This window comes from Gammaproteobacteria bacterium, assembly GCA_029880545.1.
Taxonomy (GTDB): Bacteria; Pseudomonadota; Gammaproteobacteria; order Acidiferrobacterales; family SZUA-150; genus JAOUOD01.
In genome coordinates this window covers 78,690-93,891 of record JAOUOD010000007.1, presented here as the reverse complement: position 1 = coordinate 93,891, position 15,202 = coordinate 78,690, and the positions used below count along the sequence as shown (strand labels likewise).

The following is a 15,202-nucleotide window of genomic DNA, read 5'->3' as shown; positions in this document are numbered from 1 at the left end:
TGCGTCTAAGCTACAAACCACGATTACACCATGTTCGATACGAAGACATGGGATCGCGTTTTACAACGCAACTAAAAACACAAAATCTGTCTTTTGGAGGATAAACACAAATGAACCTTTCCCGACGCGAGTTTCTTCAGATTCTGGCTGCGGCCAGCGCGGCCGGCATGAGCCTGGCTGGATGCGATACCAAATCCAAGGGAAGCGCCACTACATCAGCCAACGATCCCTACGATATCAAGCCATTTGGCCAAGTTTCATTTCTGCACATGACTGACTGTCATGCTCAACTGTTACCTATTTACTTCCGCGAACCTCACATCAACATTGGTATTGGCGGCGCGACAGGCAAACCACCGCACCTCGTTGGTGAGCATTTGCTGAAGGCATTTAATATCGCAACAGATACGGCGGATGCCCACGCCTTTACCTATCTGAATTTCGAAGAGGCATCCCGAAAATATGGAAAAGTTGGCGGTTTCGCTCACTTGGCCACCCTGGTCAAAAAAATGCGTGCCCAACGACCCAACAGTTTGCTACTGGACGGTGGCGACACCTGGCAAGGCTCTGCCACGGCGCTATGGACCAAGGGCCAGGACATGGTGGATGCCTGCAAACTGCTGGGAGTGGACATTATGACCGGCCACTGGGAGTTCACCTACGGCGCCGAACGTGTCAAAGACCTGATCAAGCAGATGGAAGGCAGCATCGAATTTGTCGCACAGAACGTTGTCGACAATACGTTCGAAGAACCGATCTTCAAGCCCTACACCATTCGCGAAATGAACGGCGTCAAGGTAGCCGTCATTGGCCAGGCGTTCCCCTATACGCCGATCGCCAACCCGCGCTACATGATCCCGGACTGGAGCTTTGGCATTCGCGACGGACGCATGCAGGAAATGGTTGATGAAGCTCGTGGTAATGGCGCCCAGGTTGTCGTGGTTGTTTCCCACAACGGTATGGATGTGGATCTGAAGATGGCCAGCCGGGTTAATGGCATCGATGCCATCCTCGGTGGCCATACGCATGACGGCGTACCGGCTCCACAGGTTATTCCTACTCCTGATGGCGGCAAGACTCTTGTCATCAATTCTGGATCAAATGGCAAGTTCCTTTCGGTGCTGGATATTGAAGTCAAGGATGGCAAGGTCAGCGACTATCGCTTCAAGCTGCTGCCAGTCTTCTCCAACCTGCTCGAAGCCGACAAGGATATGCAGGCCTTGATCGACAAGGTTCGCTCTCCATTCAAACAGGATCTGGAAGAATCACTGGCAATTACTGAATCCCTGTTATATCGCCGCGGCAACTTTAACGGCAGTTTCGACCAGCTGATTCTTGATGCCATGCTCAAGGTACAGGATGCAGAGATCGCCCTGTCTCCAGGGTTCCGCTGGGGAACCAGCCTGCTGCCTGGAGACACTATCACCCGTGAACGGCTGATGGATCAGACCGCGATTACTTACGGCACATCCACCCTGAACCATATGAAGGGTGAAATGCTGAAAGTCGTACTGGAAGATATTGCCGATAACCTGTTCCATGAAGATCCCTACTACCAGATGGGTGGTGACATGGTGCGTATCGGTGGCCTCAAGTACTCCATCGACCCCACTGCCAAAATGGGCAATCGTATCGGTGACCTGGAACTCAACGGCAAACCCATTGACCCCAGCAAGACCTACAAGGTTGCCGGTTGGGCCAGCATGGAACAACAACCGGAGGGCAATCCGAAGATCTGGGATACCGTTTCGGAATTCCTGCTGGACAAAAAGACGGTGCGGATTGATGAGATTAATCTCCCTAAAATCAAGGGCATGGACAACAACCCGGGTTTTGTCAGAATTAGCTAAACCAGCAAAAACTGGACTTCATACGCCCGGCCACGTGCCGGGCGTTTTGTTTGTGCCTGCCGACCTATAATTCTTAAGCTATTGATTTAACGACTGAATTTTTATCTATATAAAACGTTTTTATCGCTCCGCCATAGCACGACGTTGCCGGCTAGGGTAGAATGCCGCCTTTAAAAATCGGACCAGGCCCACAAAAGCCTTGAAGTTCCAAATTTTCTTTAGGGAGATCTAACCCATGTCAGTAAAACACCCGATCGTTGCGATTACCGGGTCTTCCGGCGCCGGCACCACGACTGTCAAACGTGCATTTGAACATATCTTCTGGCGCGAAAAACTGAACCCGGTCATTATCGAAGGCGACAGCTTTCATCGCTACGACCGGGCTGCCATGAAAAAAGCCATGACGGAGAGCGGCAACCGGAACTTCAGCCACTTTGGCGATGAAGCCAACTTGTTCGACAAGCTGGAAGAATTGTTTTCCCAGTATTCCAAGGATGGCACAGGCAAGAAGCGTTACTACCTGCACAGCGATGAAGAGGCTGAACCGTATCAGCAGCAACCGGGTACGTTTACTCCTTGGGAAGATATTCCATCCGGCACGGACCTGCTGTTCTATGAAGGTCTTCACGGTGGCGTAGTGACCGAAACCGCAAACGTTGCCAGGCACGTGGACCTGCTTGTCGGTGTTGTACCAATTGTTAACCTGGAGTGGATTCAGAAAATTCACCGTGATACGGCTGAACGAGGCTATTCGACTGAAGCGGTTACCGATACCATTCTTCGTCGTATGGATGACTATGTAAACTTCATTACACCGCAGTTCTCCCGTACCCACATTAACTTCCAGCGTGTTCCGACGGTCGATACGTCAAACCCGTTTATTGCCCGTGACATTCCGACACCGGATGAAAGTTTTATTGTCATTCGTTTCCAGAATCCGGCAGGCGTAGATTTCCCGTTCCTGCTTAGCATGATTCATGACTCCTTCATGTCACGCCGGAATACGATTGTCGTGCCGGGCGGAAAAATGGGCTTTGCCATGGAGCTCATTCTTACCCCGTTGATTCACGAAATGATGAAAAAAGCCCGCTAATTCAACTGAATAAGAAGGCTTTCACGGGGTCGGCAAGGCCTTGCTGACCCCGTTTTCTTTGGTGCCGGTTATTGTCTATAATACTCTTACTATAAATTCGACCTGGTCATATCAGGACCAGGCATACAGTCGCGCAGCCCACAGGAAGTAGAGTTTGCTTTCCTTACCCATAACTTGTGTAAGGCAAATCGGCAGGATGTCATGAACAAGAAGATTGGCGTAACTGAAGCACAGATTGGCATGTACGTGGCCGAGCTTGATCGACCATGGCGTGACACACCGTTTTTGTTCCAGGGATTCAAGATCACTTCCGATGAAGAACTGAAACAGCTGGCCAAACACTGCAAACACATCTACATCGACACTTCGCAAGGCGCGGATATCAACCCCATGCACGCGGCGGCAGGTCTTTATGGCGAAGCGCCGCAACAGACTGAACCCGAATCGGTGGAGCCGGTACACCTTGTTGCCGAGGAATCAGTCAAGCAGGCGCTGGACGAAGTACATAGCCGTACTGCGCCCGCCTACCGGGATATGACCACACTGGATGAAGAAATTCAGTCAGCCAGGGAAGTCGAATCAAAAACGCGGCACATGATTTATGACATCATGGAGGACGTCCGCCTCGGCAGAAGCATAAATGCCGAAGGTGCAAAACAGGTTGTTGGTGAAATGACCGAGAGTATTGTCCGCAATCCTGATGCCATGATCTGCTTCAGCCAGCTGAAAAACCGGGACGAATATACGGCACTGCATTCGCTGCGCGTGTGCATTCTGGCGCTCGTATTTGGGCGCCACCTGGGTCTGCCCAAAGAAGGTCTCAACGTGCTCGGAATCGGCGCCCTGCTGCACGACGTCGGCAAAATGAAAATCTCCACGGAACTCATCAACAAACCAGGGAAGTTAAGCAAGGAAGAGTTCGAGGAAATCAAATCTCACGTTCCGCTGGGGGTCGAAATTCTCGATGTTGCCCGTGGCATACCGAGGGCGGCAGTCGATGTTGCCAGGTTCCATCATGAGCGCTATGACGGAACCGGGTATTCCGGTGGTCGTACAGGCCAGGAGATCAGCCTGTTCGGTCAGATCGGCGGTATCGTGGACTGCTACGATGCTATTACCAGTGATCGCTCCTACCATATCGGCATGTCGTCTCACGAGGCCCTCCGGCGCATGTACGAATGGCGAAACCGGAATTTTGATCCCGGCATGATCGAGCAATTCATCCAGTGCATGGGGGTCTACCCGATCGGCAGCCTGGTAGAAATGAGCACTGGCAGTATTGGCGTGGTAGCCACGATCAACCGGACTCGTCGCCTGCGACCGAAAGTCGTCATGGTGTTAACACCTGACAAGCGGCCATTTACCCCGGTAAAAATCGTAGATCTCTACCACACCCCCATTGACGATGAATCGGGCCACAAACTGGAAATCAGCCGGGTTTTACCGGCAGGCACCCACGGCATCAACCCGACCGACTACCTGCCACTGCACTAATCTTTGCCGGATCACGCGGAATTCGGCGAAAGCGTCCAGCGCTGGATTACCCGGTAAATGACGCCCTCCGAGCGGGTTTCTGATCTAACAAGGCAAAACTCGTTGACTGGCCAGGCAACAGGGGGGAAGGGCCGACTCAGGCCCGCTGGCAGCGCCCTGATCTTGCGAGCCATCGTCACATGGGGTACCAGCGGCCGGTCTTGCCCGGAAATGCCACAGTCTTGCGCAACTTTTTCGATGCTTGTTGCCAACCCCGTCATGGCCTCTGGAATTTGTCCTGAACTGCCGAGCCACGCTACCTGCGGACGCTGCCAAACCCCGGGCGCATCGAAAACCAGCGTAAACGGCTCGCACCTGACGGTGTCGGCGCCGCGGATCAGGCATTTTCTCTGGCCCGGCTCCACAGACCCCAGGAATAACAAGGTCACATGCAGGTTTTCAGCCCCTACCCACCTGCCGCCACCGGGCAAGGTTTCTCCTTGCAACTGCGCAACAGTCGACTGGACTGGCCCGGGAGCCATCAAGGCAAAAAACAGGCGTTCGCGAGCATTGGCCATAGGGCGATCTTAGCAAATGCCGATGAGATAAATGAAAAATGAGGTGGTGGGCTGTGCAGGGATCGAACCTGCGACCATCGGATTAAAAGTCCGGTGCTCTACCAACTGAGCTAACAGCCCCCTGAATGAATCCCCCGGTCAGCCGGGGAAGGCGCGATTATCCAGACCCGGCGGCGGGCTGTCAAACCGCCGACCGGGCGCCTGGATAACCTGCGGGGATACAGGAAAAACCTGCATCCCTTACTTTTGAGGTAACAGCTTCATCTCGCGTAATGCGCTGACCACAGCCGATCCAAATCCCTGCTCATCAAGCAGGTTAAACTGGACCTTCATGGTCAATGCACAACCAAATACGATGGCTGCAAATGTTACAAAGGATCCCAGCGCCAGCGTAGACACGCCGGTTACCGCCTGGCCGATCGTACAGCCCATGGACAGGACGCCACCGATGCCCATAAGTACGCCACCGACTGCATGATTGATAAAATCACTGCGATTCACGAACCACTCGATTCGAAAAGATTTGCTGAAGATCGCGTACAGGAAAGAACCGGCTATAACCCCCAGTAACGCCACAACACCAAAATTGATCAGGCCCAAATTGCCCGGTTGCTGCAAGTAGCGCATCAGGTCGCCTGCCGGACTAATGAACGTATAGGACTGAACGGCGACGCGGCTTGGCGGCGTTTCGGAGAAATCAGCAAATTCTTTCCAGGCTTCAAAATTACTGCCAGTCACGTACCAGCCGATCAAAACTGCCACGCCAACGGCAACGCCACCCAGGATGTGATCAAAACTGCCACGGAAATGAGCAGACTTGAATACATAAAACAGTATACCCGCTATAGCCAGCGCACCGACAACCAGGTGAATCGTGCCCGAAGCGTCAGAACCGGCACCGACCATATCACCCAGTTTCTGGCTCGGCATATTCATGGTAGTGAGATCAACAATAGTCGGGCGAATCCAGCTCATGAACGCGGTATCAAAAAAATTGGTCCACAACATGACGTAGGCGCACACACCCATAATCGCAAGGACAAAAATGGACTTGATATTACCGCCACCAATACGGACCAGCGTCTTGTTGCCACAGCCGCTGCCGAGTGTCATGCCAATACCAAAGATGAAACCGCCCAGCACATAACGAAGCCAGGCAAAACTGGCAGTGCGATATGGCGGAAAGGTATCACCAGGCAATGTAATAACGCCCGCTGTCTCCATGACCAGGACACCGGCTATACCGATGGCCATCGCCAGCAACCAGGCACGAATGCGGCCCATATCGCCCATGTTTACCCAGTCAGAGACCGCGCCCATTGTACAGAAGTTGGTCTTGTTCACGATTGCACCCATTACGGCTGCAGTTATGAAAACAATCAGAAGTATCTGATTATGAATGCTTAATTCCATTGGACACGTCCTCGCAACATGTTTTTCTATTTACGCCTACCGGGCCTGAACTCCACTCCTAGACGATCGTTGGGTGTAATTTATTCCGCAACCAGGTGCGTCGCCTCGGCGAACCCATTATCGCGCCGACCAAAGTCACCTGTAACGGGTCGGATCTTCCATGCCTGCGTCAGAGAACCCGGCCTTGCGCAACCTGCAGGAATCGCAGTGGCCACAGGCACGGCAATCCTCATCCGGCTGGTAACAGGAGCTGGTCAACGAGTAATCTACGCCCAGGATCGATCCTTTGCGGATAATTTCCGCCTTGCTCAGGTCAATCAGTGGCGCATGGATTCGAAAGCTCCGGCCTTCTATTCCGGCCTTGGTGGCCAGGTTGGCCAGTCTTTCGAATGACTCAATAAAAGCCGGACGACAATCAGGATAACCGGAATAGTCCACGGCATTGGCACCGATAAAAATGTCGCGGGCCCCGATAACTTCAGCCCACGCCAGCGCGTAGGAAAGAAACACCGTATTCCTGGCAGGAACGTATGTAATCGGGATGTCGCTGCTGTCTGCCTGATCCTCCGGTACCGGAATAGTCGTATCGGTCAATGCCGAGCCGCCAATCCACGACATATCGAGATTGACCACCCTGTGCTCCGCCGCGCCATACGCTTTTGCCACAACCGCTGCAGCCCTGAGTTCACAGCGGTGTCGCTGACCATAGTCAAAGCTCAACGCATAGCAATCATAGCCCCGGGAGCGCGCCATCGCCAGAACGGTAGCGGAATCCAGGCCGCCCGATACCAGGATCACGGCTTTGCCGACTGATTCGAATCCGTTTTGTTGTTGTTCAGACCTCATTGAAAATAACCTTGTTACCGCCCCGGTTCACTTCCCCACAGAACCTTGTGAAGCTGAAGTTGAAACCGAACAGGCAATCTGTCGTCAAGAATCCATTGTGCCAATTGAGCCGGATCCTGTTGCCCGAAAGCCGGAGACATCAGCACCTGGCATTGATCAACAATGGCATGATCAACCATGCATTGACAGGCCCATTCGTAATCCTCGCGATTGCAAATAACAAACTTAATTTCATCCGCGCCCTTAAGCCGGGCAATATTCTCGTAACGGTTCTTGTCAACCTCACCCGACGCAGGTGTCTTCAGATCCATAACTACCAGTACGCGCTCGTCCACACCATCAATTGCCAGTGCTCCACTGGTCTCAAGTGAAACCAGGTAACCGGCATCTGCGAGACCGGCGAGCAACTGAAGCACAGGTTTTTGTGCCAGCGGTTCTCCGCCAGTGACTGTAACATGCTGCACACCGAGTCCGGCGACCCGGTCCATGATTGCTTCGATGCTCATCGCAACACCACCACGAAAAGCGTACTCGGTATCACAGTAGTTACATCGCAGCGGACAGCCAGTCAGCCTGATGAACGTTGTTGGCCAGCCCACCGTCTGGCTTTCTCCCTGCAAGGAACAAAAGATTTCGGTAATACGCAGGCTTGTACCTGGTTCACGCTGCGCCACCGGAGGTTCAGTGTTGCTGATCATATGACTGCGGCCTGGCAGATGCCTAGCGCCCTTCCTTTTTCATGCGTGCCAGTCGCTCGCTGGCGCGCTTGCCGGTGCGCGTATTCTTGTAACGAGTCGATGCAGTTTCCAGCACCTTGCGTGCTTCCTTGTATCGTCCAAGCTCATACAGGGCGTAGCCCTTGTTCAGCATGGCATCAGGAATCTTGCTGCTATTTGGATAGCTATCAATAGTCTTGTCAAAGTCGGACAAGGCCTGCTTGTAATTACGGGTAACAAAGTGTGATTTGGCAATCCAGTACTGGGCATTACTTGCCAGCTTGTGCTTGGGATACTTGTCGATGAATTCTGTAAAACTCTGAATGGCCTGCTGATAGTACCCGTTTTTCAGCGACTTGAACGCCGCGTCGTAGTCCTCCTGGGCCTGAACAGATGTATCAACTGGCTTGGATGGCGCGGGCGTGGCGGCTGCGGGCTTTTCCGGAACATCCTGTTTCCCTGGCTCAAGTTTCGCTACCCCGGGCTCAATTGCACCGCCCTTCTTCTCCGGCGCGGATTCGGTTTTATCCACGGCAGCGACTGGCGCACCGCCGACCCCGCCTTCAAGGCGCTGTAATCTCTGATCGACATCGCGCGTGGCATTGCGCTGACTTTCCTTGAGTTGCTGCAACTGGTGATTCTGGATTTCAACCTGGTTTCGCAGCTGCTTGACTTCATTTTGAAGATTGTCCAGCTGCACAAGCAATTCAACCAGGTTGCTCGGGCCGCTCTTTTTTGCAGGAACCGGGCCATCAGGCTGGCTGCCGAAATCGCTGTTGCGACGATCCTGCAGGCGATCAGCGGCTGATGCAGTTGACGCCACGGCCATCATAACCATCACGGCCATCAATCGCCTGAACCCGCACATACCTGTTCTCCTGATATCTCTAACCTAGTAAATGATTTCAACTCGACGATTCTGACGCCAGGCTGACTCATCGTGACCTGATTCCAGCGGCTTCTCTTCACCATAAGATGTAACCTTGATGCGCTCATCAGCCACGCCAAGCACCCGCATCATGCGCGCAACTGCCTTGGCGCGTCGCTCACCCAATGCCAGGTTATATTCGCGGGTGCCGCGCTCGTCGCAATGACCTTCCAGCGTCACCATAACATTGCTATTGGCCAGCAGATGCCTGGCATGAGCTTCCACAACCTGGCTGCCTTCACTGGTAAGGCTGGCACTGTCAAACTCAAAATAGACCCGGGTTTCGGACAAGAGATCGCCGCCCAGGCTCTCCTGGCCCAGTCCTGTAACGCCCACACCTGCCGCATCCGCGCCAGCGCCTTCCTCGACGACTGCCTTGTCACCACCGCAGGCAGCAAGTCCCAACATGGTGACAACAGCCAATACCGCCAATCTGTTCCACATCATCCCGTTACTCCTTGTATCTCAATTGTTGATTATACGGTGACCATGCCGGTTCGCGCACATCACCCTGGTCAAACCTGAATGTCTGGCGAACCCGGCCATCTGATGAAACGGAGGCCAGAACACCGCGCCCATGCAACTCAGTTGCGTAGAGCACCATTCTGCCATTGGGTGCAAAACTGGGGGACTCGTCCAGCTGTGAATCAGTGAGTATCTGCAACGACAGGCCATCAAGATTCAGCACGCCCACATGATAACGACCCCGCTCGCGCGTCACCAGTGTCAGCCGCTTGCCATCCACAGAATACGACGCGCGGGCATTATAATCACCCTCAAAGGTCAGTCTTTTCAGCTCCCGACGCTCCAGGTCCATCTGGTAAATCTGCGGGCCACCGGCCCGGTCCGAAGTGAAAACCAGGTAGCGACCATCCGGCGACCATGCCGGCTCGGTATCAATGGCGCCGTGCGTCGTCACGCGCTCAAGCCTGCCTGTAGCCACATCTCTTATATAAATATCAGGGCTCCCGTCCTTGGACAGGGTGAGCGCCAATCGGCGACCATCCGGCGACCATGCCGGTGCGCTATTGATTCCCTGAAACTGGGCGATACGTTCACGCTTGCCGGTAGCCACTTCCTGGATATACACCATGGATCGCTTGCCTTCAAAGGATACGTAGGCAATCTGGTTCCCGTCCGGTGACCATGCCGGCGACATCAAAGGTTCACGTGATGTCACTGCCGTTACCGGTCCGTACCCATCCGAATCAGCAATCTGCAATCGATACTCGGCTCTTCCAGGCTGAATCTCTTTCTTGGTGATATAGGCTATACGTGTTGCAAATGCCCCGGACTCTCCCATGAGTTTTGCATAAATCACATCGCTGACCTGGTGCGCTGCTAGGCGCAACAGTTCCGCCGTAACCGTGTAACGATAACCGGCCAGTTGTGCCTGCTTGAAAACATCATACAACCGGTACTCAACCTGGTACTGGTTTTCACCAGCCTGCCTGACCGTGCCAATTACCAGCGCTTCAGCCTTGATCATGCGCCAGTCCTTGAATACCACATCACGATCAGATGTCGGTCGACTTATGAATTTCCTGTTATCCAGAACGGTAAACTTTCCGCTGCGCGCCAGATCGGAAGATACAATATCCGAAACCACCTGGGGCGGCTTGCCCTTGCCTTCCCAGGAGAAAGGCACGACTGCAATCGGCAGCCCTCCTTCGCCCGACTGGGTTATCTCAATCTGCAAAACCGCCCGGGCCGGCAGACTGACAATCAGTAACACGGGTACCAGTATAGCTTTCCAAAACATCTGTCTATCGCCTTTTTATTTCCATCAGGTTTCCGGTCGGAACAAAAACTCAATTTCACGAAAACGTTCAAACATGGTGGCATCTTCCGGCACTGGCAGAGGAGCAGCCTTGAACACGGCACTCTCCACCGAACGATCAAATATGGCATCACCACTGGATCGCACTACTTCAGTACTGATTACGTCGCCACCTGCAGCCAGGCGCACCCGCATCACGCACTCAAGACCCTTGCCAACACCGGCGGGTTTAATCCAGTTTCGACTGACCTTTTGCTGAATCACGGTACGAAACTTGTCGGTAATTTCATTCGCCTTTCTCGCGCTAGCCTGCCTGGCCATTTCTCCTTCTTCTTCAGCCAGCATTTGCTGCATTTGCTGTTCCATCTCTTTTTGCCGGCGCTGCTTTTCTGCCTTGCTGGTTTTTGGCTTTCCTGTTTTTTCTGTTTTCTTTTTTGGTTTGGGCTTGGCGACAGGCCGGGGTTTCGCAGTCTTTTTTACAGGCTTCGTATCAACCGCTGTCTTTGAAACCGTTTCAGCCGGTAACGAAACCGCGCGCGCCTTGATCACCGACTCCTGCGCAGGCGTTTTTTGCCAGGACCAGCTGAACCCGATTGCCACAAACAACAGCAACACTACATGCAACAGCAAGGCAAATACAAATGCCCGGAAAAGACTGTCTTCGTGCCGGGAGGTTGACCAGGTTGCCTGTTGCGCCACGACTGTCGTCCCCTGTCACCGGGGAGCCGGTTCCGTCGCCAGACCAACCGCCTGAATTCCGGCTTTTTGCAGGCTCGCCATCAGGCCGACGACCTCGCCATAGGCGATTCTACGGTCACCACGAATCACGACTTCTGTTTGTGGCCTGAATTCCATTATTCGCGCCACTTTGCTGATAATGGCCTCGCGCTCCATTTTACGATCATCAAGATAAAGCACTCCCTGATGATCTACCGTAATTACCATGGTTTCCTGATCCTTCACATCGACCGGCCTGGCCGAGGCTTGCGGCAATTCCACCTTGACGCCTTCTTTCAGCATCGGCGCTGTAATCATGAATATCACCAGCAACACGAGCATGACATCAATGTAGGGCACCACGTTAATGTCACTCATGAGTTTCTTGCGCTTGTGTCGAACCGGCGTAGTCATTTATTCAGCCATCGCCTTTGTCGGTGCAGCCTGGCGCTGAACGATACTTGAGAATTCGTCGATAAAGATTTCATAGCGCGTAATCAGGCGTTCTACTTTTGCCGTATAGCGGTTATAGGCCACCACCGCAGGAATAGCGGCCAGCAGGCCCATAGCGGTTGCAATGAGCGCCTCGGCGATACCCGGCGCAACATGGGCAATGGTTGCCTGCTGCACGGTGCCGAGTGACCTGAATGAATTCATGATACCCCAGACCGTTCCAAACAGGCCGACATAGGGGCTAGTCGAGCCAACAGTTGCCAGGAAAGGCAAATGATGTTCCAGCGCGTCCATTTCCCTTGTCAGTGAAACGCGCATGGCACGCTGAACACCATCGAGAATTTCACCGGTCTTGATTCCTGATTGCTGACCAAGCCGGCGGAACTCCTGCAAGCCGTCTACAAAAATGCCGGCCATGCCTGTCGGGTCCGCGTCGCGACGGGTAAGCTCGGCATAAATCTGGTTAATATTGCCGCCGGACCAGAACCGGCGCTCAAAACTCGTCGCTTCGTTCAGGGCCGCGTTAATCATGAACCATTTACGAAAAATAATGGTCCAGGATATCAACGATGCCAGCAATAATGACATCATCACCAGTTGCACAACCAGACCCGCCTGGGTGACCAGGCTCCATAACGCCAAACCTTCTCCTGATGCAGTGACCACGCACTGACCTCCCTTATTGTTCTCCCCCGTCAGGCGCTCGCCTGACAACGGGTTGTAGTAATTCAGTTACCCGTTTCGGTACCGCCATGGGCGCCAGTGCCTCGTCGTGGATACAGGCTATTCGGATATTGCCCTTGCACAGCACATCTTCACCCAGGCGCACTTCCTGGTAAAAGTTGATACTGGCGCCACCGAGTCGCCTGATTTCCGCCGTGACCTTGAGCTCATCATCGAGCTTCGCCGGCTTGAGATAATCTACCTCCGCCCGTCGAACGGCGAACAATACGCCGCACTCGTCCCGCAAAACATCCTGTTCCAGCCCACGGCTACGCAGCAACTCGGTTCGCGCGCGTTCCATGAAACGCAGGTAATTGGCGTAATAGACAACACCGCCGGTATCGGTGTCTTCGTAATATATTCGAACTGGAATGGAAAAAACGTCTGTCACTGCTGTTCCGGGTTGGCATCAACGCGTCGCGCGGCCTCGTTACTTGTCATTAAACAGTTCACCCTGTTGCTGCGATGCCGCAGCTGGCATGGATAAACCAAAATACTGCCATGCTCGTCGTGTCGCCATCCGGCCCCGTGCCGTGCGCATGACAAACCCCTGTTGAATCAGGTAAGGCTCAAGCATGTCTTCAAGCGTGCCGCGCTCGTCGCCGATGGCGGCGGCGAGACTGTCGATACCGACCGGACCGCCATCAAACTTCTCGATAATCGCCTGGAGATAGCGCCGATCCAGGTTATCCAGGCCATTGTTATCAACCTCCAGCATGTCCAGTGCCGCTTCAGCGATAGTGCCGGTCAACACACCATCGCCCTTGATCTCGGCGTAGTCCCGCGCCCGGCGCAACAAGCGGTTGGCAATACGGGGCGTACCACGCGATCGGCGGGCGATTGCCGACACGCCGTCAGTTTCGTGGGCAATATTAAGTATGCCCGAAGACCGGGCGACAATTTTTTCAAGGTCAGCCTGGCCATAAAACTCCAGACGCTGAACGATGCCAAAGCGGTCACGCAGGGGAGAGGTCAGCAGGCCTGCCCGTGTGGTCGCACCGATCAGGGTAAACCTGGGCAAATCCAGCTTGATGGATCGGGCAGCGGGTCCCTCGCCAATGACTATATCCAGCTGGTAGTCCTCCATGGCCGGGTACAGGATCTCCTCTACCACTGGGCTCAGGCGATGGATTTCATCGATAAACAGGACATCATTGGGCTCGAGATTGGTGAGCAATGCCGCCAGGTCACCGGCCCGCTCAAGCACCGGACCTGAGGTTTGCCGCAGGTTGGCGCCCATTTCCCGGGCAATGACATTGGCCAGTGTGGTCTTGCCAAGACCGGGAGGGCCGAACAGCAGCACGTGATCCAGCGCTTCGCCACGCTTTCGGGCGGCGCCGACAAAAACTTCCATTTGTTCGTGAATATGAGGCTGGCCAATGTATTCGCCAAAACTCTGCGGGCGCAGGCTGACATCATTCAGCTTTTCGTCAGGGGTGCTCAGAACGTGTGCGGATACCAGGCGGTCGGATTCAATCATGGGTCCCTATCCTGCCATGGATTTCAATGCCAGGCGAATAATGTCTTCCGTGCTCAGATCATTACCCGGCACATTGCGCACCAGCCTGCTGGCCTCCTGGGGCTTGTAGCCAAGCGCGATAAGCGCTGACACCGCCTCGCCGGCAGGATCACCGGGCAGTACCGAGCCTGGCTCTGCCGCATGAGCCGGCACCTGCAATCCAACCAGGTCCAGCTTGTCACGCATTTCAATCACCAGGCGTTCGGCCGTTTTTTTGCCAATTCCGGGCACCCTGGTGAGTGCGGCAATATCGTTATTGGCCACACACTGGGCAAACTCGGCGGCAGACAGGGTCGACAAAATGGCCAAGGCAACCCGCGGCCCAACACCGTTCACCCTGATCAACCCGCGGAACAGGCTTCGCTGTGCCTCGGTGGAAAACCCAAACAGCAGGTGCGCATCTTCACGCACCACCAGGTGAGTATGAAGAACAACGGGCTGGCCCTGGGCCGGCAGGTCGTAAAACGTGGCCATTGGCGCCTCAATTTCGTAGCCAACGCCGGCTACATCGACCAGCAACGCGGGTGGCTCTTTATGGAGCAAAATACCCTTAATTCGACCAATCATGCTGATGCACTACCTCACCACCTTTGCCCGACGAAAACCACGTTTTATAGCGCTCAAACCGCTGCGATCATGGGCATGGCAAATGGCCGCGGCCAGCGCGTCCGCCGCATCGGCCTGGGGATCGCCCATCAAACCCAGTAACGCCTTGACCATGTGCTGCACCTGCTGTTTGTCCGCATGACCCCGGCCAACCACCGCTTGCTTGATCTGCAATGCCGAGTACTCCTGAACCTCGAGCCCGGCTTGTTTGAGCGCGCATATCGCCGCCCCTCGAGCCTGGCCCAGTTTCAGCGCCGAATCGGCATTGCGGGCCATAAACACCTGCTCGACCGACGCTACGGAAGGCCCATGTTGTTGAATAATATCGGAAATTCCACGAAAAATGATGTCGAGCCGATCCGGAAGCGCGCCATCACCGCAGCGAATACAACCACTGTCCACGTACACAATACGCTGTCCGTCCAGCTCCACCAACCCGTAACCCGTTGTCCGGGATCCCGGATCAATGCCCAGGATGCGCACTAGACGCACCCCATATATATAGTA

General features: G+C 54.3%; 17 protein-coding genes and 1 tRNA gene. 3 read left to right on the top strand and 15 right to left on the bottom strand.

Features of this window, described 5'->3' with window-relative positions:
* Positions 1-110 precede the first annotated feature (110 nt).
* From soxB to OEZ10_09660, 3 genes are all read left to right on the top strand, one after another.
* Entirely contained in the window at positions 111-1,850 is a 1,740-nt protein-coding gene (gene soxB, locus OEZ10_09670) for a thiosulfohydrolase SoxB (GenBank protein MDH5633241.1), read from the top strand.
* 235 nt (positions 1,851-2,085) lie between these two features.
* On the top strand, positions 2,086-2,943 hold the full coding sequence (locus OEZ10_09665; protein ID MDH5633240.1) for a phosphoribulokinase: 858 nt from the start codon (positions 2,086-2,088) through the stop codon (positions 2,941-2,943).
* A 201-nt stretch (positions 2,944-3,144) separates the two neighbouring features.
* Positions 3,145-4,437 carry an HD-GYP domain-containing protein gene (locus OEZ10_09660; protein MDH5633239.1) on the top strand — a complete coding sequence of 431 codons (1,293 nt, stop codon included), beginning with the start codon at positions 3,145-3,147 and terminating at the stop codon, positions 4,435-4,437.
* Between the two features lie 11 nt (positions 4,438-4,448).
* Here the strand turns inward: OEZ10_09660 and thpR are convergent, their stop codons facing one another.
* From thpR to ruvC, 15 genes are all read right to left on the bottom strand, one after another.
* Positions 4,449-4,994 (bottom strand): RNA 2',3'-cyclic phosphodiesterase, encoded by a 546-nt coding sequence (thpR, locus tag OEZ10_09655; protein MDH5633238.1) that lies wholly within the window; start codon positions 4,992-4,994, stop codon positions 4,449-4,451.
* Positions 4,995-5,038: 44 nt separating this feature from the next.
* Positions 5,039-5,114, bottom strand: a tRNA-Lys gene (locus OEZ10_09650).
* A gap of 120 nt (positions 5,115-5,234) precedes the next feature.
* Entirely contained in the window at positions 5,235-6,407 is a 1,173-nt protein-coding gene (locus OEZ10_09645) for a YeeE/YedE family protein (GenBank protein MDH5633237.1), read from the bottom strand.
* A gap of 135 nt (positions 6,408-6,542) precedes the next feature.
* Positions 6,543-7,253: a 7-cyano-7-deazaguanine synthase QueC gene (gene queC, locus OEZ10_09640; protein MDH5633236.1), complete on the bottom strand. Its 711-nt coding sequence runs from the start codon at positions 7,251-7,253 to the stop codon at positions 6,543-6,545.
* Positions 7,254-7,267: 14 nt separating this feature from the next.
* Positions 7,268-7,951, bottom strand: a complete 684-nt coding sequence (gene queE / locus OEZ10_09635) for a 7-carboxy-7-deazaguanine synthase QueE (GenBank protein MDH5633235.1) — start codon at positions 7,949-7,951, stop codon at positions 7,268-7,270.
* 22 nt (positions 7,952-7,973) lie between these two features.
* On the bottom strand, positions 7,974-8,837 hold the full coding sequence (ybgF, locus tag OEZ10_09630) for a tol-pal system protein YbgF (protein ID MDH5633234.1): 864 nt from the start codon (positions 8,835-8,837) through the stop codon (positions 7,974-7,976).
* A gap of 24 nt (positions 8,838-8,861) precedes the next feature.
* The gene (gene pal / locus OEZ10_09625; GenBank protein ID MDH5633233.1) at positions 8,862-9,344 is read right to left on the bottom strand and encodes a peptidoglycan-associated lipoprotein Pal; all 483 of its coding nucleotides are present in this window, start codon (positions 9,342-9,344) and stop codon (positions 8,862-8,864) included.
* Between the two features lie 4 nt (positions 9,345-9,348).
* On the bottom strand, positions 9,349-10,659 hold the full coding sequence (gene tolB / locus OEZ10_09620; protein ID MDH5633232.1) for a Tol-Pal system beta propeller repeat protein TolB: 1,311 nt from the start codon (positions 10,657-10,659) through the stop codon (positions 9,349-9,351).
* Between the two features lie 24 nt (positions 10,660-10,683).
* Complete coding sequence (gene tolA, locus OEZ10_09615) at positions 10,684-11,376, bottom strand: cell envelope integrity protein TolA (protein MDH5633231.1); 693 nt, start codon at positions 11,374-11,376, stop codon at positions 10,684-10,686.
* Between the two features lie 15 nt (positions 11,377-11,391).
* Positions 11,392-11,808, bottom strand: a complete 417-nt coding sequence (gene tolR, locus OEZ10_09610) for a protein TolR (GenBank protein ID MDH5633230.1) — start codon at positions 11,806-11,808, stop codon at positions 11,392-11,394.
* Complete coding sequence (tolQ, locus tag OEZ10_09605) at positions 11,809-12,513, bottom strand: protein TolQ (GenBank protein ID MDH5633229.1); 705 nt, start codon at positions 12,511-12,513, stop codon at positions 11,809-11,811.
* A 13-nt stretch (positions 12,514-12,526) separates the two neighbouring features.
* Complete coding sequence (ybgC, locus tag OEZ10_09600; protein ID MDH5633228.1) at positions 12,527-12,961, bottom strand: tol-pal system-associated acyl-CoA thioesterase; 435 nt, start codon at positions 12,959-12,961, stop codon at positions 12,527-12,529.
* A 39-nt stretch (positions 12,962-13,000) separates the two neighbouring features.
* A complete protein-coding gene (gene ruvB, locus OEZ10_09595; GenBank protein MDH5633227.1) occupies positions 13,001-14,050 on the bottom strand; it encodes a Holliday junction branch migration DNA helicase RuvB in 1,050 nt (349 codons plus the stop codon).
* A 6-nt stretch (positions 14,051-14,056) separates the two neighbouring features.
* Positions 14,057-14,656, bottom strand: a complete 600-nt coding sequence (gene ruvA, locus OEZ10_09590) for a Holliday junction branch migration protein RuvA (protein MDH5633226.1) — start codon at positions 14,654-14,656, stop codon at positions 14,057-14,059.
* 9 nt (positions 14,657-14,665) lie between these two features.
* Positions 14,666-15,187 (bottom strand): crossover junction endodeoxyribonuclease RuvC, encoded by a 522-nt coding sequence (gene ruvC / locus OEZ10_09585; protein ID MDH5633225.1) that lies wholly within the window; start codon positions 15,185-15,187, stop codon positions 14,666-14,668.
* Between the last annotated feature and the right edge of the window lie 15 nt (positions 15,188-15,202).

Excerpts from the sequence above, each read along its gene's own strand:
- soxB (MDH5633241.1), top strand. The coding sequence starts at position 111 with ATGAACCTTTCCCGACGCGAGTTTCTTCAGATTCTGGCTGCGGCCAGC.
- thpR (MDH5633238.1), bottom strand. The coding sequence starts at position 4,994 with ATGGCCAATGCTCGCGAACGCCTGTTTTTTGCCTTGATGGCTCCCGGG.
- queE (MDH5633235.1), bottom strand. The coding sequence starts at position 7,951 with ATGATCAGCAACACTGAACCTCCGGTGGCGCAGCGTGAACCAGGTACA.
- OEZ10_09665 (MDH5633240.1), top strand. The coding sequence starts at position 2,086 with ATGTCAGTAAAACACCCGATCGTTGCGATTACCGGGTCTTCCGGCGCC.
- tolB (MDH5633232.1), bottom strand. The coding sequence starts at position 10,659 with ATGTTTTGGAAAGCTATACTGGTACCCGTGTTACTGATTGTCAGTCTG.
- ruvA (MDH5633226.1), bottom strand. The coding sequence starts at position 14,656 with ATGATTGGTCGAATTAAGGGTATTTTGCTCCATAAAGAGCCACCCGCG.
- ybgF (MDH5633234.1), bottom strand. The coding sequence starts at position 8,837 with ATGTGCGGGTTCAGGCGATTGATGGCCGTGATGGTTATGATGGCCGTG.
- OEZ10_09645 (MDH5633237.1), bottom strand. The coding sequence starts at position 6,407 with ATGGAATTAAGCATTCATAATCAGATACTTCTGATTGTTTTCATAACT.
- ruvB (MDH5633227.1), bottom strand. The coding sequence starts at position 14,050 with ATGATTGAATCCGACCGCCTGGTATCCGCACACGTTCTGAGCACCCCT.
- pal (MDH5633233.1), bottom strand. The coding sequence starts at position 9,344 with ATGATGTGGAACAGATTGGCGGTATTGGCTGTTGTCACCATGTTGGGA.
- queC (MDH5633236.1), bottom strand. The coding sequence starts at position 7,253 with ATGAGGTCTGAACAACAACAAAACGGATTCGAATCAGTCGGCAAAGCC.
- tolR (MDH5633230.1), bottom strand. The coding sequence starts at position 11,808 with ATGACTACGCCGGTTCGACACAAGCGCAAGAAACTCATGAGTGACATT.
- OEZ10_09660 (MDH5633239.1), top strand. The coding sequence starts at position 3,145 with ATGAACAAGAAGATTGGCGTAACTGAAGCACAGATTGGCATGTACGTG.